The 18,652-nt window shown below is 72.8% G+C and carries 20 protein-coding genes and 1 riboswitch; of the genes, 7 read left to right on the top strand and 13 right to left on the bottom strand.

The window, feature by feature from the left end; all coding sequences use genetic code 11:
• Window positions 1–161: 161 nt before the first annotated feature.
• Window positions 162–794, bottom strand: a complete 633-nt coding sequence (locus tag JQN83_RS06480) for an SGNH/GDSL hydrolase family protein (RefSeq protein ID WP_208566119.1) — start codon at window positions 792–794, stop codon at window positions 162–164.
• Between the two features lie 294 nt (window positions 795–1,088).
• On the opposite strand from JQN83_RS06480, the gene JQN83_RS06485 reads away from it, so the two are divergent.
• The gene (locus JQN83_RS06485) at window positions 1,089–1,820 is read left to right on the top strand and encodes a GAF and ANTAR domain-containing protein (RefSeq protein ID WP_208566120.1); all 732 of its coding nucleotides are present in this window, start codon (window positions 1,089–1,091) and stop codon (window positions 1,818–1,820) included.
• Window positions 1,821–1,831: 11 nt separating this feature from the next.
• Here the strand turns inward: JQN83_RS06485 and JQN83_RS06490 are convergent, their stop codons facing one another.
• From JQN83_RS06490 to JQN83_RS06500, 3 genes are all read right to left on the bottom strand, one after another.
• On the bottom strand, window positions 1,832–2,542 hold the full coding sequence (locus JQN83_RS06490; protein WP_208566121.1) for a GAF and ANTAR domain-containing protein: 711 nt from the start codon (window positions 2,540–2,542) through the stop codon (window positions 1,832–1,834).
• 183 nt (window positions 2,543–2,725) lie between these two features.
• Window positions 2,726–3,262, bottom strand: a complete 537-nt coding sequence (locus tag JQN83_RS06495; RefSeq protein WP_208566122.1) for an RNA 2'-phosphotransferase — start codon at window positions 3,260–3,262, stop codon at window positions 2,726–2,728.
• 90 nt (window positions 3,263–3,352) lie between these two features.
• On the bottom strand, window positions 3,353–4,201 hold the full coding sequence (locus JQN83_RS06500; RefSeq protein WP_208566123.1) for an SDR family oxidoreductase: 849 nt from the start codon (window positions 4,199–4,201) through the stop codon (window positions 3,353–3,355).
• 119 nt (window positions 4,202–4,320) lie between these two features.
• On the opposite strand from JQN83_RS06500, the gene JQN83_RS06505 reads away from it, so the two are divergent.
• The 4 genes from JQN83_RS06505 to JQN83_RS06520 all read left to right on the top strand — a co-directional run bounded on the left by JQN83_RS06505 (window position 4,321) and on the right by JQN83_RS06520 (window position 7,672).
• Window positions 4,321–4,737: a winged helix-turn-helix transcriptional regulator gene (locus JQN83_RS06505; RefSeq protein WP_307799057.1), complete on the top strand. Its 417-nt coding sequence runs from the start codon at window positions 4,321–4,323 to the stop codon at window positions 4,735–4,737.
• A 67-nt stretch (window positions 4,738–4,804) separates the two neighbouring features.
• Window positions 4,805–4,916, top strand: a riboswitch (SAM riboswitch).
• 271 nt (window positions 4,917–5,187) lie between these two features.
• Window positions 5,188–6,087 carry an ABC transporter substrate-binding protein gene (locus JQN83_RS06510; protein ID WP_307799058.1) on the top strand — a complete coding sequence of 300 codons (900 nt, stop codon included), beginning with the start codon at window positions 5,188–5,190 and terminating at the stop codon, window positions 6,085–6,087.
• Between the two features lie 41 nt (window positions 6,088–6,128).
• Window positions 6,129–6,926, top strand: coding sequence for an amino acid ABC transporter permease (locus JQN83_RS06515; protein WP_208566125.1), 798 nt, complete (start codon window positions 6,129–6,131; stop codon window positions 6,924–6,926).
• Window positions 6,923–7,672, top strand: a complete 750-nt coding sequence (locus JQN83_RS06520; protein ID WP_208566126.1) for an amino acid ABC transporter ATP-binding protein — start codon at window positions 6,923–6,925, stop codon at window positions 7,670–7,672. The genes JQN83_RS06515 and JQN83_RS06520 overlap by 4 nt, the downstream gene beginning before the upstream one ends.
• A gap of 76 nt (window positions 7,673–7,748) precedes the next feature.
• Here the strand turns inward: JQN83_RS06520 and tatC are convergent, their stop codons facing one another.
• The 5 genes from tatC to JQN83_RS06545 form a co-directional block, all read right to left on the bottom strand.
• Window positions 7,749–8,702 carry a twin-arginine translocase subunit TatC gene (gene tatC, locus JQN83_RS06525; RefSeq protein ID WP_208566127.1) on the bottom strand — a complete coding sequence of 318 codons (954 nt, stop codon included), beginning with the start codon at window positions 8,700–8,702 and terminating at the stop codon, window positions 7,749–7,751.
• Between the two features lie 18 nt (window positions 8,703–8,720).
• Entirely contained in the window at window positions 8,721–9,065 is a 345-nt protein-coding gene (tatA, locus tag JQN83_RS06530) for a Sec-independent protein translocase subunit TatA (RefSeq protein WP_208566128.1), read from the bottom strand.
• A gap of 262 nt (window positions 9,066–9,327) precedes the next feature.
• On the bottom strand, window positions 9,328–9,576 hold the full coding sequence (locus JQN83_RS06535; RefSeq protein ID WP_208566129.1) for a hypothetical protein: 249 nt from the start codon (window positions 9,574–9,576) through the stop codon (window positions 9,328–9,330).
• A gap of 10 nt (window positions 9,577–9,586) precedes the next feature.
• The gene (locus JQN83_RS06540; RefSeq protein WP_208566130.1) at window positions 9,587–10,585 is read right to left on the bottom strand and encodes a helix-turn-helix transcriptional regulator; all 999 of its coding nucleotides are present in this window, start codon (window positions 10,583–10,585) and stop codon (window positions 9,587–9,589) included.
• Window positions 10,582–11,580 (bottom strand): helix-turn-helix transcriptional regulator, encoded by a 999-nt coding sequence (locus JQN83_RS06545; protein ID WP_208566131.1) that lies wholly within the window; start codon window positions 11,578–11,580, stop codon window positions 10,582–10,584. The genes JQN83_RS06540 and JQN83_RS06545 overlap by 4 nt, the downstream gene beginning before the upstream one ends.
• A gap of 220 nt (window positions 11,581–11,800) precedes the next feature.
• On the opposite strand from JQN83_RS06545, the gene JQN83_RS06550 reads away from it, so the two are divergent.
• Both JQN83_RS06550 and JQN83_RS06555 read left to right on the top strand, forming a co-directional pair.
• Window positions 11,801–12,862 (top strand): cation diffusion facilitator family transporter, encoded by a 1,062-nt coding sequence (locus tag JQN83_RS06550; RefSeq protein ID WP_208566132.1) that lies wholly within the window; start codon window positions 11,801–11,803, stop codon window positions 12,860–12,862.
• Window positions 12,863–13,042: 180 nt separating this feature from the next.
• Complete coding sequence (locus tag JQN83_RS06555; protein WP_208566133.1) at window positions 13,043–14,140, top strand: DUF3866 family protein; 1,098 nt, start codon at window positions 13,043–13,045, stop codon at window positions 14,138–14,140.
• 241 nt (window positions 14,141–14,381) lie between these two features.
• Here JQN83_RS06555 and JQN83_RS06560 read toward each other — a convergent pair whose 3' ends face one another.
• The 4 genes from JQN83_RS06560 to JQN83_RS06575 form a co-directional block, all read right to left on the bottom strand.
• On the bottom strand, window positions 14,382–15,170 hold the full coding sequence (locus JQN83_RS06560) for a hypothetical protein (protein ID WP_208566134.1): 789 nt from the start codon (window positions 15,168–15,170) through the stop codon (window positions 14,382–14,384).
• Between the two features lie 86 nt (window positions 15,171–15,256).
• Entirely contained in the window at window positions 15,257–16,051 is a 795-nt protein-coding gene (locus JQN83_RS06565) for a hypothetical protein (protein ID WP_208566135.1), read from the bottom strand.
• On the bottom strand, window positions 16,048–17,841 hold the full coding sequence (locus JQN83_RS06570) for a hypothetical protein (protein ID WP_208566136.1): 1,794 nt from the start codon (window positions 17,839–17,841) through the stop codon (window positions 16,048–16,050). The genes JQN83_RS06565 and JQN83_RS06570 overlap by 4 nt, the downstream gene beginning before the upstream one ends.
• On the bottom strand, window positions 17,838–18,650 hold the full coding sequence (locus JQN83_RS06575) for an SIR2 family protein (RefSeq protein ID WP_208566137.1): 813 nt from the start codon (window positions 18,648–18,650) through the stop codon (window positions 17,838–17,840). The genes JQN83_RS06570 and JQN83_RS06575 overlap by 4 nt, the downstream gene beginning before the upstream one ends.
• Window positions 18,651–18,652: the final 2 nt, after the last annotated feature.

Below are 18,652 nucleotides of genomic sequence, written 5' to 3' on the forward strand. Positions count from 1 at the left end.
GCCGCCGGCACCGGGCAGGTCCTCCCGGGGCCCCACCGGCCCCGGCCCGCCACAGGGCCGCTCGGCGGTGGTGGTTGGGAAGGACCGCACCGCCAACCGCTGGACCGACCGTAGAGGATCACCCCGGGCCCTGGCAACGCCCAGGGCCCGACCAGCCGGGCTCAGGTGGCCGGGGTGACCGCCGCCAGCCACTGCTGGGCCAGCACCGCGTGACCGGACGGGGTCAGGTGCACCCCGTCGTCGGTCCACACCCGGTCGTCGACCTCGGCGCGGTGGAACACCGCCTCCACCGCGACCAGCGTCGCGTCGAACTCGGCGGCCAGCTTGCGCACCGCGTCGACCTTCGGGTCCAGGTCGTCACGCCAGCGCCGCTGGAGGTCATCGACCGGGATGAGGAAGGGTTCCATCAGCACCAGCCGGACGTCGGGCAGCGCCTGCCGGGTGCTGGCGAGCAGGTGCCGGTAGTCGGTGGAGAACTCCTCGACGGTGGTCACCTCGCCGCTGCTGTACCGCCGCCAGGTGTCGTTAATCCCGATCAGCACCGACACCACCTGCGGGGCCAACGCCAGGCAGTCGTCCGCCCAGCGGGACCGCAGGTCGCGTACCCGGTCACCGCCGACGCCCCGGTTGCGGAAGGTCACCCGGTGGCCCGGATGCCGGGCGGTGAACCAGGCGGCGGCCATCATCGCCCAGCCCGTCCCCAGGTCGGCCTCGTCGGCACGGTCGCGCCCGGCATCGGTGATGCTGTCGCCGATGAACAGCACCCGGCCACCACGCGGCATCTCCAGCGTCATCGCGTCCGCTCCCCTGTCGTCGTCGGACGCCATCATCCCCCGGGGTCCGCCCCGGACACCACCCGGGAAATCGACGTCGTGGTGGTGTCCGTCGCCTGTCGTCGCCGACCGACCCGCTACAGTGATGGTCCGCATTCGACGTCCCCCAGGACGTCGCAGGCGAGCGTCAAGCAGTGGCGCGATCCCCGGTTCGTCCCGGCGGAGCCGCACCTGCGGCCGCCGGCACGGGCCGATCGTCACGCGCCGCCGGCTCGACCGGCAGGTTCGCGCCGGTTCGCAAGGACGTCAGACGCCATGCCACAGTCCCCGCTCGACCTCACCGAGGCCATCCTCCGGTTGGGGTCCATCCGCCACGACGAGATGGGCCTCGACGCCGTCCTGACCCGGATCACCGAGGTGGCCCGGGACAGCATCCCGGGTACGACGGAGACCTCGGTGACCCTGGTGCACGGCACCGAGGCGAAGACCGCCGCCCACACCGGTGGCCTCGCCCGCCAACTCGACCAGTGGCAGTACGAACAGGGTCGCGGCCCGTGCCTGGACGCGGCCACCACCGGCACCGTGCTGATCGTCACCGACATGACCCGGGAGCAGCGCTGGCCGGAGTGGGCCACCCGGGCCCACGCGTCGGGGGTGTCCTCGGCGATGTCGATCGGTCTGCCGATCCAGGAGGCGGTGGTCGGCGCCCTCAACCTCTACGCCACCCGACCGGACGCCTTCAGCAGGGTGGCCGAGCCGGCCCGGGCGCTCGCCGGACACGCCGCGGTGGCCCTGGCCAACGCCCACCTGTACGACAGCACCGCCACCCTGGCCGGGCAGATGCAGGAGGCGATGCGCAACCGGGCGGTCATCGAGCAGGCCAAGGGCATCATCATGGGTCAACGCCGGTGCACGGCCGACGAGGCGTTCGCGATGCTGGCCCGGGTCTCCCAGAATTCCAACCGCAAGCTGCGCGACGTGGCGGAGGCCCTGGTGCAGCAGGTCGTCCGGCCGGTGCCCGGTCAACCCACCGCCGCCGACCGCTGAGCCACGCCGGTTCAGCGGCTGCCGGCGGTGGCCCTGCCGACCAGTGCGGCGGCGACGTCGCGCAGCCTGCGGTTGGTGTCCTGGGAGAGCTTGGCGAGAATGCCGAAGGCCTCGTCGGCCGTGCACCGGCGTTGACCCATGATGATGCCCTTGGCCTGCTCGATGACCGCCCTGCTCTCCATCGCCGCCCGCATCTGTTCGGCCAGGGTGGTGGCGCTGGAGTAGAGGTGGGCGTTGGCCAGGGCCACCGCGGCGTACGCGGCGAAGGTCCGGGCCAGCTCGACCGTGTCGGCGTCGAACGCGCGGGGGGTCGTCCCGTAGAGGTTGAGGGCGCCGACCACCGCCTCCTGGATCGGCAGGCCGACGGCGAGCGTGCTGCCGACACCCGCGTCGGCGGCCCGGGCCGCCCAGGCCGGCCACCGTTCCTCGGTGGCGGTGTCGGCCACGACGAGGGTGTCGCCGGTGACGGCGGCGTCCAGGCACGGCCCGTGGGCCTGCCGGTACTGCCACTCGTCGAGCAGCAGCGCGACGTCGCCGGTGACGGCGATGCTGTGCGGCACAGCGCCGCGCAGCAGGGTCACCGAGACCTCGTGGGCCCCCCGTAGGCTGCGCCCCGCCAAGTCGGCGATCAGCTGCAACACCTCGTCCACGCCGACCTCGTCGAGTCGGATCCGGCCGAGTTCGGCCAACGCGTCGTGCGGGTCCAGGGAGAGTGGTGTCATCGCGCGGCTCCTTCCCTGCTGGGGCGGGGACGCGGAACGGCGTCAACGGCTCGCCTCCGGCTGCGCGTCGCCCCCGGCGGCAGGTCGACACCCTGGCCGTCCGCCGGGGCACGACAACCGCACCATACCCGCCGTCGGCGCGTACCGCCCGGCGGCGCGGCAGCCGTCGCGGAGGTGACCGGGTCACCCCAGGTAGGCCGGTGGCACCGCGTCGGTGAGCCACACGCCGTTGGCGCTGCGGTAGAAGGTGTGCCCGTCGCGGGCCATCGCCGCCGCGTCGACGGTCAGCACCACCACCGCGCCACCCCGGCGGGCCCCGACCCGCCGGGCCGTCGCCACGTCCGACGACAGGTGTACGTGGTGCCGGCCGCCCCGGTGCAGTCCGGTGGCCCGGATCGAGCTGAGCGCGGCGGCCCCGGTGCCGTGGAAGAGCCGCGGCGGCGGCGGTTCGGCGGTCAGCCCCAGGTCCACCGGGTACGAGTGGCCCTGGCTGGCCCGGATCCGTTCGGTCCCGTCGGCGTCCCGGGTCACCGCGAAGCGCTGCTTGTCGTTGCCCGTGACCACCACGTCGAGGTCGGCCCGGTCGATCCGCAGGGCCGCCAGCAGGTCGACCACGGACACCCAGCCGCCCGGGTCGGGGGTGAGGCCGAAGCGGGCGGGCTGGTGGCGCAGGGCGAGCGACATCCGCTTGCTGACCCGCACCAGCATCTGGTGATCCATGGCGAGCATTGTCGGGTGGGGCGGGGCGACGTTCCACCGGTTATCCCCGCGCCGCCCGCCCCGGCGACACCCCGGGGCGGGCGGGTCGGGTCAGCGGGCGGCGCGGAGCGCCTCGGTGAGGCTGGTGGGCCGGCGGCCGAGCAGCTTCTCCAGGTCGTCCACGGGCACGTACAGCGCACCCTGGGCGATGCCCCGGTCGGCGTCGGCCAGGGTGGCGGCGTACGGCTCGGGCAGCCCGGCGGAGACGAGCAGGTCGGTGTACGCCGGCACCGGCAGGTCGGTGTAGCGGACGTCGTGTCCACTCTGGCGGGACACCTCGGCGGCCAGTTCGGTCATGGTGAACGCCTCACCGCCCAGCTCGTAGACCTGACCGGTGTGTCCCTCGGTGGTGAGCACCTCGGCGGCGGCCTCGGCGTAGTCGGCGCGGGTGGCGGCGCTGACCCGGCCGTCACCCGCGGAACCGGCGACCCCGTGGGCCAGGTAGCCGTCGAGTTGGCCGGTGTAGTTCTCCAGGTACCAGCTGTTGCGCAGCAGCACGTACGGCAGGCCGGAGGCGCGCAACTCATCCTCGGTGGCCCGGTGCTCGGCGGCCAGCAGCAGGTCGGAGGTGTCGGCGTGGGCGATGCTGGTGTAGACGACCAGGCCGACACCGGCCTCGCGGGCGGCGTCGATGACGTTGTGGTGCTGGGGCAGCCGCTGGCCGACCTCGCTGCCGGAGACGAACATCAGCTTCTCGGCGTCGGCGAAGGCGGCGCGGAGCGAGTCGGGGTCGGTGTAGTCGGCCGACCGGACCTCGACCCCCCGGTCGGCGAGGGCGGTGAGCCGGCCGGTGTCCCGCCCCAGCGCCACGATCTTCCCGGCGGGTACGCCCCGGCGCAGCAGGGATTCGACGATCAGGCGACCCAGGTGGCCGGTGGCTCCGGTGACGACGATGGACATGGCGTTCTCCTTCGGGTGGCTACTTCAGTCGTACTGGCAAACACCCAGCTGCTTGGCGATACTTCCCATCGGAGAGTAGGCACCTTGAAGTTTGTGACGCACTGATGGAGAGTAAGCAGATGCGACCCGACCCGTTCCAGCGCAACTGCGGCAGCCGGCAGGTCATCGACCGGATCGGCGACCGGTGGAGCGTGCTGGTCGTGCTGACCCTCGCCGACGGCGACCGGCGCTACGGCGAGCTGGCCGAACACATCGACGGGATCAGCCAGAAGATGCTCACCCAGACCCTTCGCGGGCTGGAGCGCGACGGCCTGGTCACCCGGACGGTGCACGCCAGCGTCCCGCCCCGGGTCGACTACGCCCTCACCGACCTGGGCCGCAGCCTGCTCGACCTGGTCTCCGGACTGGAGTCCTGGGCCACCACCCACCTCGCCGAGGTGCAGGCGGCCCGGGTCCGGTACGACGCCGACCTGCCCCACCGCGCGCCCACCGGCACCGCGCGACCCACCCGTCTCACCCGTCCCGCCCGGCGGTAAGGAGCGGACGTGAGGGCCGTCATAACGGGTGGACGATCGCCCGGTCCCGGCTGCTAGCCTTCGGGCAGGTCATGAGCGCCAGCGTCAAGCCCCGGCTCGCTGGCCGGCAACCCTCCGCCACGGTGGGGTGCTCCGGGTGAGGACCAGGCACCGGTAGACCACCGGTGCAAGCGTGGCCTGGTTTCCCCAGGTCAACTCCGACCCCGGGAGAACCCATGTCCACACCCGCCCCGCCCACCGACGGCGTCGCCCCCGTGTCCCGGGCCGGCGTCCGGAGCAGCGGCGTCCGGCTGGTCAGACGGCGACACGTCGACCTGATGCGGGTCCACAGCGACTCCTGTCGCCCCCGGTAGTCGACCCCCTCTTCCCGTACCACCTCAGCGGCGTGCCCGGCGGGCACCCCGTCGGCGACGCGCGCCCGCCGTCGCCCGATCAACTCTGGAGACACCCGTGCGCTTCCTCCCTGCCCTGCCCACGACCCGGCGGCCCCGGCCCGCCCTCACCAGGGCCGCCGCGCTCGGCGTCGCCGCCCTGCTCGCCGCCACCGCGCTGACCGCCTGCGGCGGCGACTCCGCCGACCCGGCCGACAACCCGTACGGCCTGCTCCAGCCGGGGGTGCTGCGCGCCGGCACGCTCACCGACGCCCCACCGAACGTCTACCTCAAGGACGGCACCTTCACCGGCTTCGACAACGACCTGCTCGTCGCGGCCGCCGGCAAGGTGGGGCTGAAGGTCGAGTTCGTCGGCACCGACTTCTCGGCACTGCTCTCCCAGGTCAACAACCGCAAGTTCGACATCGGCAGCTCCTCGATCACCATCACCGAGGCCCGGAAGAAGACCGTCGACTTCGGCAACGGCTACGACTTCGGCTACTTCGGCCTCGACGTGCCCGCCGGCTCCCCGCTGACCGGCTTCGACCAGCTCGCCGGCAAGCGGGTGGTGGTCGTGCAGGGCACCGTGCAGGACGACTACGCCACCTCGCGCAAGCTCGACCCGGTGCGGGTGCCCGACTACAACGGGGCGGTCAACCAGCTCAAGGCCGGCACCGCCGACGCCTGGATCGCCCCCGCCGAGATCGGCGAGAAGTCGGCCGCCGACAGCAACGGCAAGATCACGGTGGCGGCCACGGAGTTGAGCCCGACCCCCACCGCGTACGCCTTCGCCAAGGGCAACGACGCGCTGCGCGAGGCGCTGAACAAGGGCCTCGACGAGGTCATCGCCGACGGCACCTGGACCCGGCTCCAGCAGCAGTACTACCCGGGCCGGCCGATCCCCGCCGGCTTCACCCCCGGCAGCGGCACCGTCGCCGCCCCCGGCGCGGCGACGCCGTCGGCGTCGGCCACCTCCTGACGGTACGACCAGACCAGCGAGCGGGGCGGTAGGAGAAACCGATGGATCCGTTGAGCACCCTGTGGGAGACCTTCTTCGACGGGGACTCCATGCGCGAGGCGCTGCCCGAGATGCTGACCGTCGGGCTGCCCAACACGCTGATCCTGGCGGTCTCCGCCGCCCTGCTCGGCTCGGTGCTCGGCATGGCGCTGGCCGTGGCGGGCCTCTCCCGTACCCGGTGGTTGCGCTGGCCGGCCCGGGTCTACACCGACGTGTTCCGGGGCCTACCGGCCGCCGCCACCATCCTGCTGATCGGCGTCGGCCTGGCCCCGCTCGGCATGCAGGTGTGGGGTCCCAACCCCTACCCGCTGGGCATCCTGGCGCTGTCGCTGATCGCCGCCGCGTACATCGGGGAGATCTTCCGCTCCGGCATCCAGAGCGTGGAGGCGGCGCAGCTGGAGGGGGCCCGCGCGCTGGGCTTCTCCTGGGGTGAGGCGATGCGCCTGGTCATCGTCCCGCAGGGGGTACGCCGGGTGCTGCCGGCCTGGGTCAACCAGCTGATCGCGCTGATCAAGGACTCCAGCCTGGTCTACTTCCTCGGCCTGCTGGCCAGCCAGCGGGAGTTGTTCCGGATCGGGCAGGACTACGCGGCCAACACCGGCAACCAGTCGGCGCTGCTGCTGGCCGGCCTGTGCTACCTGCTGCTGACCGTGCCGCTGACGCACGCCGTCAACGCCATCGACCGCCGGTTGCGCCGGGGCCGGACGGTCACCGTCGACCCCGACGACGACGGCGGGCTGGCCCTGGCCGGCGAGACCGCCCTACCGCAACCGCGTACCCCCCGGGAGGACCCCCGATGACCGCCGGCACCGCGACCACCACCTCGGTCAGCCTCGCCGTCCGCGACGTGCACCTGGCCTTCGGGGCCAACCGGGTGCTGCGCGGCGTCGACCTGGACGTCGCCCGGGGCGCGACGGCCTGCGTCATCGGGCCGTCCGGTTCCGGCAAGTCCACCCTGCTGCGCACCGTCAACCGGCTGATCGAGCCGGACGCCGGTGACGTCCTGCTCGACGGGCGCAGCGTGCTGCGCGACGACCCGGACGCCCTGCGGCAGCGGATCGGCATGGTATTCCAGCAGTTCAACCTGTTTCCGCACATGACCGTGCTGCGCAACATCACCCTGGCGTTGCGCCGGCTCAAGAAGCTGCCCGAGGACGAGGCGGTCGCGCTGGCCCGGACCCAGTTGGCGCTGGTCGGCCTCGCCGGCAAGGCCGACTCCCGACCCGCCCACCTCTCCGGCGGTCAGCAGCAGCGGGTCGCCATCGCCCGGGCGCTGGCCCTGCAACCTGAGGTGATGCTCTTCGACGAGGCCACCTCGGCGCTCGACCCGGAGCTGGTCAAGGGGGTGCTCGGGGTGATGGCCGAGCTGTCCGCCGGGGGCATGACGATGGTGGTGGTCACCCACGAGATGGGCTTCGCCCGCTCGGTCGCCGACACCGTCGCGTTCATGGACCACGGGGTGGTGCTGGAGGCCGGCGCACCGGAGGCGGTCTTCGAGACGCCGCAGCACCCCCGGCTGCGCCGCTTCCTGTCCCAGGTGCTCTGAGCCCGCCGGGGCCGGACGGGCGACGCCGCTCCCGGCAGGGCGGGAGCGGCGTCGGGTGGTGCGGATGACCTGACGCTCAGGTCATGTCGTCGTAGCGGCGGTCGATCGGTTTGGGCGGGGCCACCGGCTCGGAGGCGTGCACCGGCTCGGACAACTCCAGTTCCGGCGTGGCCACCACCGGGTCGTCGTCCAACTCCAACGGCGACACCTCGTCGTCGCTCAGCCCCGCGTAGGACTCCTTACGCCGCCCCTTGCGCCGGTCGTTGATGAAGGCCACCCCGACCGCGGCGAAGTAGAGCGCGCAGAGGCAGATCGCCAACGCGGTCATGCCGAACGGGTCGGGGGTGGGCGTTACCACGGCGGAGAAGGCGAAGAACACGAAGACCGCAACCCGCCACCAGCTCAGCAACTTGCGGGCGCTGGCCAACCCGACGAAGTTGAGCATCAGCACCACCAGCGGGAACTCGAACGCCACCCCGAACAACAGGATCAGGTTGGTGACGAACGAGATGTAGCGGGTGACCTCCAGGGTGGTGGAGATGTCGCCACCGGAGATGTCGAGCAGGAACTCCAGGCCCTTGGTGGTGACGAAGAAGGCCAACACCGCGCCGGCCGCGAACAACGGCGCGGCGAGCGTCGTGAAGATGTACGCGTACCGCCGCTCGTGCCGGTGCAGACCCGGCGCGATGAACGCCCAGAGTTGGTAGAGCCAGACCGGTGCCGCGATGATCAACCCGACCCAGAGGCCGATCTTCAGATTGAGCAGGAAGACATCGGCGACGCCGAGCTGGACGAACTTACACAGCCCGGTATCCGGGTCCCTCGCCTGAGGCAGGTCGCAGTACGGCTTCGAGAGCAGCACCCGGACCGGCGTCGCCAGCCAGATGCCGAAGCCGAAGCCGACCAGGATCGCCAGCGAGGCGCGGAACAGCCGGTTCCGCAGCTCGCGAACATGCTCCATCAGGGTCATGGAACCGTCGGAGGCCCGTTCGAAGGTGCTGGGGCCGCGTTTACGGAGCGCGAAGGCCACGGTGGTGGGGCCCTTCGGTCAGTTGTCGCGGACGCGCTGCACCGGGTCGACCGGCGGGGCGACCGGCTGCTGCGGAGCCTGCTGCGGGGCGTACTGCGGCTGGGCGTACTGCTGCTGGGGCTGCGGCGCGTACGGCTGCTGCTGCACGGGCTGCTGCTGGGGCGGCAGCGGCTGGTAGCCGGCCTGCGCGTCGGCCTTCTCGGCCAGGTCGCGGTCGTCGTCGGCCAGGCTCTTGGTCTCCGCCTTGATGATCCGCAACGAACGGCCGAGCGAGCGGGCCGCGTCGGGAAGCCGCTTCGCGCCGAAGAGCAGGATCAGCACAACCACGAGTACGGCGATGTGCCACGGCTTGAGGGCACCCATGGGAAGCTCCAGTCGCTCTGTGTCGAAGGGTGGGGTCGCTGCCCATCGTACGTGCGAGACGGGCTGCTGCCACCCGCCGGGCCACCGCTGATGCGGCCCGGCCGGTGAAGTCTTGACCACCGCTGAGTGTCCCGTCAACCACCTGTACGGGTGCAGAGCTGCGTGAATCGGACGCCGGGTGGGCGGCGGACGCGCGGTTCACCGACCAGTGTCGATCAGTTCCCGCGCCGGATGTCGATCAGTTCCCGCGCCCGGCCGTCGATCAGTCGCCGCGCTTGGCCTTGATCAGTTCCAGCCGCTGCTGGGTCGTCTCGCCCTGCCGCTGGAGCGCCTCGACCCGTTCCTGGAGCGCCTCGGCGCTGTGCCGCAGCGCCTCCGCGTCGGCCTGGCGACGCTGCAACGCCACCGCCGCGCGACGCAACCGGGGCAGCCGCACCAGCACCGGACGGACCGCCAGGGCCAACACGACCAGCGCGAACAGCAGCACCACGAGAACGATCCACTTCACCACGGCGGCCAGCCTACCGGTCGGTCGGCGGACCCACCGGGCCGGCCGAGAGCACCGGGGTGGCGTACGCCTCCAGGGCGGCGGTGGCCTGGGCACGGACCTGGGCAGCCAGCTCGACCGGGGCGAGGACGGTGACGTCGGGACCCAATCCGAGCACGAAGCGGCGTGCCCAGCCGAGATCGGTCACCCGCAGCGACACCACCCACCGGTCACCGTCGACCTCGACCCGCTCACACGGGTAGTACTCGGTGATCCACCGCTCGCCCCGGCCGATGCGCAGGGTGATCAGCGGCAGGTCCGGGGACGGCTGGAACACCCCCTGGCGCAGGTCGTGCGGGCGGGCCTGCGGCGGCACCACGGCGGGCTCGTCCAGCTCGACGACCGCGTCGATCCGGTCGGCCCGGAACAACCGGACCGCCTCGGCGCGGCGGCACCACGCCTCGACGTAGGCCCGACCGTCGACCATCAGCATCCGCAGCGGGTCGATGACGCGCTCGGTGCTCTCGTCCCGGGCTGCGGTGTAGTAGGTGATCCGCAGCGCCCGGTGCCGCTCCACTGCCGCCCGCAGCTCCTGCACCCGCTGGCTCTCGCCGGGGAGTCGGACGGCCACCGGGGCGCCGACCAGGTCACCGGCCGCATTCTCGATCTTGGCGAGGGCCCGCTCGACGGCCTCCCGGTTGGCCACCCCGGGCGTCTCGGCGAGCATCCGCAGCGCCACCACCAGGGCCAACGCCTCGTCCGGGGTGAGCCGCAGCGGCCGGTCGATGCCGGCGTCGTAGGTGATGGTCACCCGGTCGCCGTCGAAGGCCATGTCGATCAGGTCACCCGGGCCGTAACCGGGCAGCCCGCACACCCAGAGCAGCTCCAGGTCCTCGCGGAGCTGCCGCTCGCTGACGCCCAGGTCACCGGCGGCCTCGGCGATCTCGATGCCCGGTCGGGCCAGCAGGTAGGGCACCAGGTTCAGCAACCGGGCCAGCCGGTCGGCGGAGGTACGCGCGGCGGGGCGGGTCATCGGGAACCCCCGGCCACGGCCAGCTCGTCGTGCCGGGCCGCGATCTCCTTGAGTCGTTGGATCACCGCGTCGCGTACCTCGGGAGGGTCCACGACCCGGACGTCCGGGCCGTAGCCGACGAGCTGCCCGGCCAGCGACTCCGGATCGGCGTAGGGCAGCACCAGGTGGTCGCCGTCGGGGCCGGGCACGCTCTGCACCGCCCACCGGCGCAGCCCGGCGGCCCGCCCGGGCGCGGCCAGCACGGTGGCCCGGCCGGTCCGCTCGACCGGCCCGGACCAGGTGGCGACGTGCGAGATCAGGTCGAGGCCGGCGGGTGGCTCGTAGCCGCCCGGCGCACCGGTGGCCCGGACCGCGCCCACCACCCGGGACAGCCGGAAGCAGCGGGTCGCCGCCCGGTCCCGGTCATGGCCGACGACGTACCAGCGGCCCCGCCAGCAGACCACGCCCCACGGCTGCAACCGGCGTCGGGTCGGCGCGTCCCGGTCCGGCACCCGGTAGTCGAAGGTGACCTCGCGGCGGTCCCGGGCGGCGGCGGTGAGCGGGGCGAACGACGGGTCGACGGTGACCATCGGCTCCAGGCCCAGGGTGGCCTGCGGGTCGACGTCGACGCCGGCCGCGCGCAGCTTGGCCAGCCCGGACGAGGCGGCGGCGGCCAGCCCGGCGTGCTGCCACAACCGGGCGGCGATGCCCACCGCGGCGGCCTCGTCCGGTTCGAGCGGGATGTCGGGCAGGGCGTACTCACGGTGGGCGATCCGGTAACCGGGCTCGGCGTCGAACACGCTGGCCGTCCCGGTCTCCAGCGGCACCCCCAGCTCGCGCAGTTCCGCCTTGTCCCGTTCGAACTTACGCTGGAACGCCTCGTGCTCCCGGGCGTCGTCCGGATCGTGTTCGTAGCCGGGAACGGTCGCGGCGATCTGCGCGGCGGTCAGGAACCGCCTGGTGGACAGCAGACAGATCACCAGGTTGACCAGGCGTTCGGTACGACTCCGCGACACGGGGTGAACGCTAGCAGCCCACCCGCGAAACCCGTGCACCCACGCCGGACCCCCGCCCCCACCCAACCCCCCATCCCCCGCCACGACCCCACCCTTCTGCGGTGATCAAGAGGTTTGCGTCATCCGTAGAGATCAATTTGACGTAACGCTCTTGATCACCGGGGGCAGAACCCGGCCGGCTCTCCGGGCGGAGCCGGGACAACAGACTTACGGTGACCGCATGTCGGAAGGTGAAGTCAAGACCGAGAGCGTCGGCACGGTCGTGGTGGCGGGGGTGGCCAACCTCGCCATCGCGGTGGCGAAACTGGTCGCCGGGGTCGTCTCCGGCTCGGCGGCGATGCTCTCCGAGGCCGCCCACTCGCTCGCCGACACCACCACCGAGGTGCTGCTCTACCTGGCGTTGCGCCGGGGCGCCCGGCCCGCCGACGTCCGGCACCCGTTCGGGTACGGCAAGGAGAGCTACGTCTGGGCGTTCCTCGCCGCGTTGTTCACCTTCGTCGCGGGGGCCGGCTTCGCCATCACCCACGGCGTGACGACCATCCTGGTCCACGAACACAGCGGCGACTACCTGATCTCGTACGTGGTGCTGGCGGTCTCCTTCGTCATCGAGTCGGTGTCGCTGACCCGCGCGGTACGCCAGGTGCGCAGCGAGTCCCGCCGGTGGCGGACCACCCCCCGCCGGTTCCTGCGGCTGACCGCCGACACCACCGTCAAGGCGGTGTTCCTGGAGGACAGCGCCGCCCTGGTCGGGCTGCTCATCGCGGGCGTCGGGGTGGGCCTGTCCGAGTGGACCGGTGACGAGCTGTGGGACGGTCTCGCCTCGATCCTGATCGGCCTGCTGCTACTCGTCGTCGCCACCGTCCTCGCCCGCAGCAACCTCTCGCTGCTGGTCGGTCGGGCGGTGCCCGAACGGCTGCACCGGGAGATCGAACGGGAGCTGGCCAGCCTGCCGACGGTGGACCGGATCGACACCCTGCTGACCATGCAGCTCGGCCCGGCGGACATCCTGGTGGCCGCCAAGGTCGACTTCCGGGACGAGGCGACCGGGGGCGACATCGAGGCCGACGCCGACGAGGCCGAGCGACGGCTCACCGCCCGCTATCCGGAGATCGGGTACGTCTTCCTCGACCCCACCCGGTCGCTGCCCGGCGTCGCCGGTCGCCGCGCCCGGCGTACCCAGGACGAGCAGGGCCCGGTGACCGATGCCCGGGTCACCCGGGGCGGACCCGACCCGGCGACCGACGCCGGCGACGCCCCCGGGCGGCCCGACCGACCGGCGTAACCGGCCCGACCGCCGTAACCGCCGTGACCGGCCCGACCGGGGCGACCGGCGTGACCGGCGTGACTGGGCCTGCCGGCGGGCCGAGGTGGGTCCGGGCCGACCTGCACCGCGGGCGGGCCGGACCGGGCGGCGGCGGACCCGCACGCGGTCACCCGGCCGGCCGGCGATACCGTGCCGGGCATGGTGCGATGGCGGTCCGGGACGGTCACGGCGGTACGACGGCGGTGGGCCGGTGCGGTGGAACTCGACGTCGCCCTGCCCGACGGGACCACCCTGCGTGCGCTGGCCTACCCGGAGCTGGTCGGTGACCCGGTCCCCGGCGACCGGGTGCTGCTCAACGCCGGTGCGCTGCTGATGGGCCTCGGCACCGGCGGGTACGCCCTGGTGGTCGCCCTGCCCGACCGGCTGCCCGCCGACCCGCCGCAGGCCGGGGACACCCGCGACGCCGGTCACCTGGTCAAGGCCCGGTACACCCCGTTGCAGCCGATCATGCTGGGGGTCGACGAGGAGGCGTCGCCGCACCACTCGCTGCTCGCCACCGTCGACAGCCTGGACGGGATGCCGGTGGTCACGGCCGACCTGCACTCCGCCCTGCCGGCCATCCTCGCCGGCATCCACGCCGACGCCCCGCAGGCCCGGGTGGCCTACCTGCTCACCGACGGTGGCGCCCTGCCGGCCTGGTTCTCCCGCACCCTCGACGGGCTGCGCGACGCACTGGTCGGCACGGTCAGCGTCGGGCAGGCGTTCGGCGGGGACCTGGAGGCGGCCACGCTGCACACCGGCCTGCTGGCCGCCCGGCACGTGCTCCGCGCCGACGTGGCGATCGTCGCGCAGGGGCCCGGCAACCTGGGCACCGGCACCCGGTGGGGGTTCTCCGGCGTCGCCGTCGGCGAGGCGGTCAACGCGGTGGCCGTGCTGGGCGGTCGGCCGGTCGGTTCGCTGCGGATCTCCGACGCCGACGCCCGCCCCCGGCACCAGGGGGTGTCGCACCACAGCCTCACCGCGTACGGCCGGGTGGCGCTGGCCCCGGCGGAGCTGGTGGTGCCGGACGGCCTGCCGGTGGAGCTGGCGGCCCGGGTGGATGCCGCGTTGGCCCCGCTGGCCGACCGGCACCGGGTGGTCCGGGTCGACACCGACGGTCTGGACGCCGCGCTGCGCGCCCTGCCGGTGCGGCTGTCCACGATGGGTCGTGGGCTGGACGCCGACCACGCCTACTTCCTGGCGGCGGCCGCCGCCGGCCGGCACGCCGCCGCGCTGGCCGACACGCCGGCCAGCTGACCCGTCCGGCGCGCTGACCCGCCCGCCCGCAACCCCGGCCGGTGCGGCGGCACCCCGGTCGACGCGGCCCCACCCCGGTCGACGCGGCCCCACCCCGGTCGACGCGGCCCCACCCCGGTCGACGCGGCGGCACCGGGCCGGCGCGGCGACCCCGGTCGGCTGGAGTCGGCGGCGGATCCGGGAGGGCGGGCGGCGCGGGTCCGGTGCCCGGACAGGCGGTGGGCGTCGTGCCCGGGCCCGTTCAGTCGCCCGGCTGGTCCCCGGGCCGGCCGTCGGCGTCGACCGGTCGGGCCGCCGCCCAGATGTGGCGGAACTGGTCGATCCAGTAGGCGTACCAGCGGTCGCTGTCGCGCCGGTGGAACTCCAGGTGCATCCGGCCCGAGGTGGACTCGTTGTGGAAACCGTGCAGCTCCACGATCACCCGGCCGTGCCGGCTCTGCGGGTCGATCGCCACCAGGCTGAACCCGGGGTTGAAGTCGAGCACCCGATGCTCGACGACGCCGGGGACCGGCCAACCGGCCATCGCGGCCAACCGGCCACGGGTGGTGGTGATGGACGGCCGGAGCCGCTGCAACGCGAAGTCGACCGCGTCGTCGAGCTGCCGTACGGCCTGCTCCACCGCCGGTGACGCCGGATCCAGCAGCACCACCCGGACGACCCCACCGGGCCGGGCGAGCACCGACGTGCGCAGTGCGTCGCAGTGGGCCGGCGACAGGATGTTGACCGCCGACGGCGCATAGACCCACACCTCCTGGGCGGTACGCAGCCGGTCCGGGAACGGCCGGGCGTCGAACGCCACCCGGTCGTCGAGGAAGGCGTCCAACGTGCCCGCCCGCTCGTCGGGGACGGTGATCCGGTACACCAGCAGCGCGATGCCGGCGAGCAGGACGCTCCACAGCACCTCCACCGGCACCAGGTCACCGAAGGCGGAGACGACGGCGAGCGCCGCGGCGACCAGGGTCACCGCGTACGCCTCCAGATTGCGTCCCCGCCGCACGTCGTGTCCGATCCTGCGCACCGTCCCGGCCATCCGCCCCTCCTGTCGTCTCGGTCGTCGATGGCACCGCGTCGGGGCCGGTCGCCTCCGCCGGGTGGCTGGGCTGCTCACCGGCCGGGTCAGTCCGGCGACTCGGCGGCTCCCCCGGGGCGTGTCCCGGCGATCTCCCGTCGACGCCACCGGCGCAGATACGCCCGGGCCCGTCGACGGGTCTGCGGCGACATCGCCTCGTCCCCGGCGATCCGGGCGAGGTCGTCCTGCACCGCCGTACGCAGCGCCGGCTCCCCGGCCACCCGGATCGCCAGGTTGATCAGGGCGTCGTTGCCCGACTGCAACCACTTGCGCAGGATCGGCACGGCGTCGCGCTGGTTGAGCAGTTCGGTCCGGAGCTTGCCCATCCGGTCGACGTACTTGACGCGCAGGCTCTCCACCAGGGCGTGGTGCGCCTTGCCGAGGCTCTGCAGGTCCGCCGACTCGCTGAGGGCGCCGGCCACCTCCAACGCCTGCTGCCAGCGCAACAGCCCGGTGATGATGTCCTGCAGGCGCTTGTCGTCCGACTCGGAATCGAACGGGGCGGACCCGGTGTCCGACGTCGGGTCGCTCGCCGCGGACTCGTCCGGACCGATCAGCGAGGTGGGATCGACCAGCGAGGTGGGACCCGCGTACTGCTTGCTGATCCGGGCCAGTTCCTCGGTGAAACCGGCCTGCACCGAGTAGGAGATCTCGACCGGATCGAGATCCGGCACCTCCACCTTGATCATCGCCGAGGTGAGCGGACCGTCGGGCAGGTTCAGGGACACGTCGACGTCCTTCAGGTTGACCGTCATCCTGAGCGCGTCGAGCGCCCGTGCCGGCGGAACCTGCAGGGGATGCGCCCGGAGCAGGGGCAGTTGGTCCCCGGGGGGTCCCGTCACCGGTCCGCTCCGTCCGGCGGGTGCGGCCGTGGGTCGATCTGGAAGTCCGGTGCGCCGTCCTGCGGGTCGGGCGTCGTCGCCGCGTCGTGCCGGGGTACCGGGTCCACGGTGAACACCGGTTGGATCGCCTCCGTCGCGTCCGCCAGCCGGCGTACCACCTCCGACCAGAGACGGCCGAGTTCCTCCACGGACAAGCCGCCCGTCGACCCGTCCGCCGGCACGTCGGCGTCCGGTGCACCGTCCGCAGGCGCCCTACCGGCGGCGGCCACCCGGGAGATGGTCAGGCCCACCTCCTGCCGCCAGATGTCGAGCGCGTCGTGCAACCAGTCCGGATCGGACTCCGGCAGGGCGTCGACCTGCATGATCGCCCCGCCCAGTCGGGCCACGCAGTCCTCGTCGAGCCAGGCCAGCAGCGGACCCAGCTCCCGCGTGATCCACTCGACGACCGCGTCGACCGTGACGAACATCTGCTCCGGCAGGGCCTCCACCCGGACCGTGTCGCCGCGGCCATAGTTCGCCCGCGCCCAGTCGGTCACCGCCAGCGGACAGAACAGGACGATGTGCGAGCCGTTCGGATCGACCGATTCTCGCCACCACTCGATGACCGCCGTCAGTCGGACCCAGAAACCGGGGTCCGGGGAGGACAGGTCACACAGTTCACCGACGACGACGGTGTCCGCGCCCCGGGCCCGCAGGCCGAGCCACCGGCCGATCGCGGTCAGGTCCGCCCCGCCGCGCAGGCCGGCGGAGGACAGACCCTCGTCGAGCCCCGCGAGCAGCCACTCCGCCGTCCGTCGGCGGGTACGTTCACCATCGATGCCGATCAGGGTGACCGGCCCGGCGAACGCCGACTCCCGCAGCCCGGCCAGTTGGTCGACGGTGAGCAACGGAGGGGTCGCCTCGGGCCGCAGCACCGTCCAGCCGGCCGACGGCGACGCGGTCGGCGGCACAGCGGCGGACGAGGCGGCCCCGGACAGGCCGAGGCTCTCCGCCAACTGGTTCAGGATGTCGGTCGTCGCGTCCTCGTCGTCCTCGCTCTCGTCACCGACCACCAGGTGGAAGTCGGCCTCCACCCAGGAGTGTTTGAGGCTGTACCGGCCCAGCAGGTACAGCGGCGTGAGCTTGCGGTAGAGGGTGCTGAGCGGGACGTTGAGCCGGCACCAGCCCCACCCGTAGACGACGTCGAAGTCGTCGAGGAACTCCACCAGCGCGGCACGCATGTCCCGGAGTTGGGTGCCGTGCTCGTCGAGCCGGGTCGGTTCCAGCCCGGCGATCAGCATCTCCGCCGCGTCGACCAGCACCGGGCGGGCCCGTTCGCTGCCCTGCCGGCGGAGATCGAACATGCTCGGCTTGTGCCCCACCGCCTCGATGTGGCGCGGCACGATGGAGCCGGCGGCGATCATGTGTCGACAGAGGTGTTCATAGAGATACCGGGCCGGGTCGGTCACCATGACCGCGTTGAAGTAGCCCTGGTTCATCAGCTCGGCCAGGTTGGCGATCGCCGTCAGGTCGCCGTCCGCCGCGTCGGTCGGTGTGGTGTACCGCTTCAGGAAGTCGTCCCGGGCCAGCGACGAGGAGCGGAAAGCCCAGAAGTCGCCGATCTTCTGGTCGTCATTCTTGGTCGGCGCCCGGTCCCCGCGCAGCGCGTCGACGAACCGGGTCGGTCGGGCGTGGTTGAGCAGCGCCGCCCCACCGTCCAGACCGATCACCAGGGCCGAGGACACCTTGCTCTCCCGGTTCGCCCGCATCCGTTGGGCCAGGTCGGCCACCTGCAGCTCGGACCTCTTCACGTCAACTGCTCCGTGACGGCCCGCATCAGGCCGGCGAAGCTGCCCAGCTTCCCGTCGATGAACCTCGGGCTGTAGTTGCGCTGGGCCATCAGCGACAGCACCATCGGGGCGTCGGGGAAGGCGATGTTGGCGTAGTAGAGGGGGGAACGGTCCCGGCTGAACGCCTGCAACACGTTGAGGTGGAAGAAGGAGTACCCGCAGACCACCGCCGGTCGACTGGTGACGTCCCGGACGAGCTGCTCGATGCGCTCCTCGTACCGGATGATCTCGCGGCTGGTCATCAGGTTCAGCCCGAGGTCCAGCCCGCCGTGCAGCTTGATGATCCGGATCCGGGGGCTACCCGGTGCGGTGATCTGGAGCACCGCCGCCTCGGGCCGGTACTGCGGCACGTCGATCACCCGGTAGTCGTGGTGTTCGCGCAGCCCGGCGGCGGCGAGCGCCTGCTCCAGCAGATCGTCGATGTTGACGGTCACCACCATGTCCGCGTACCCGCGGGTGAGCAGCCCGACCAGTTGGCGGTACGGCGAGTCCGGGGTGAGCGGACGCTCCAGGTACCGCCGGAACAGGCCGGCCCGCGCCACCCCCGGCCCGAGCCCGTCACAGAACAGGTCGAACCGGTACTGGGGGCTGCCCCACGTGTCGACGTCGTCACCCAGCACGGCGGCGAGCAGCTCCGCGTTGAGCGGCACCCCGTCGTGCACCGAGCAGCCGGCGCCGAGCCAGAAGAAGGGCTTCTCCGCCGACGCCTGGTCATCCCGGAACTGCCGCAGATGCCGGACCAGTTCCCGCACACTGTCCTGCGCGGTCATCG

Origin of the sequence: Micromonospora antibiotica (assembly GCF_017599305.1) — a bacterium.
In the GTDB taxonomy this organism is placed as follows: Bacteria; Actinomycetota; Actinomycetes; order Mycobacteriales; family Micromonosporaceae; genus Micromonospora; species Micromonospora antibiotica.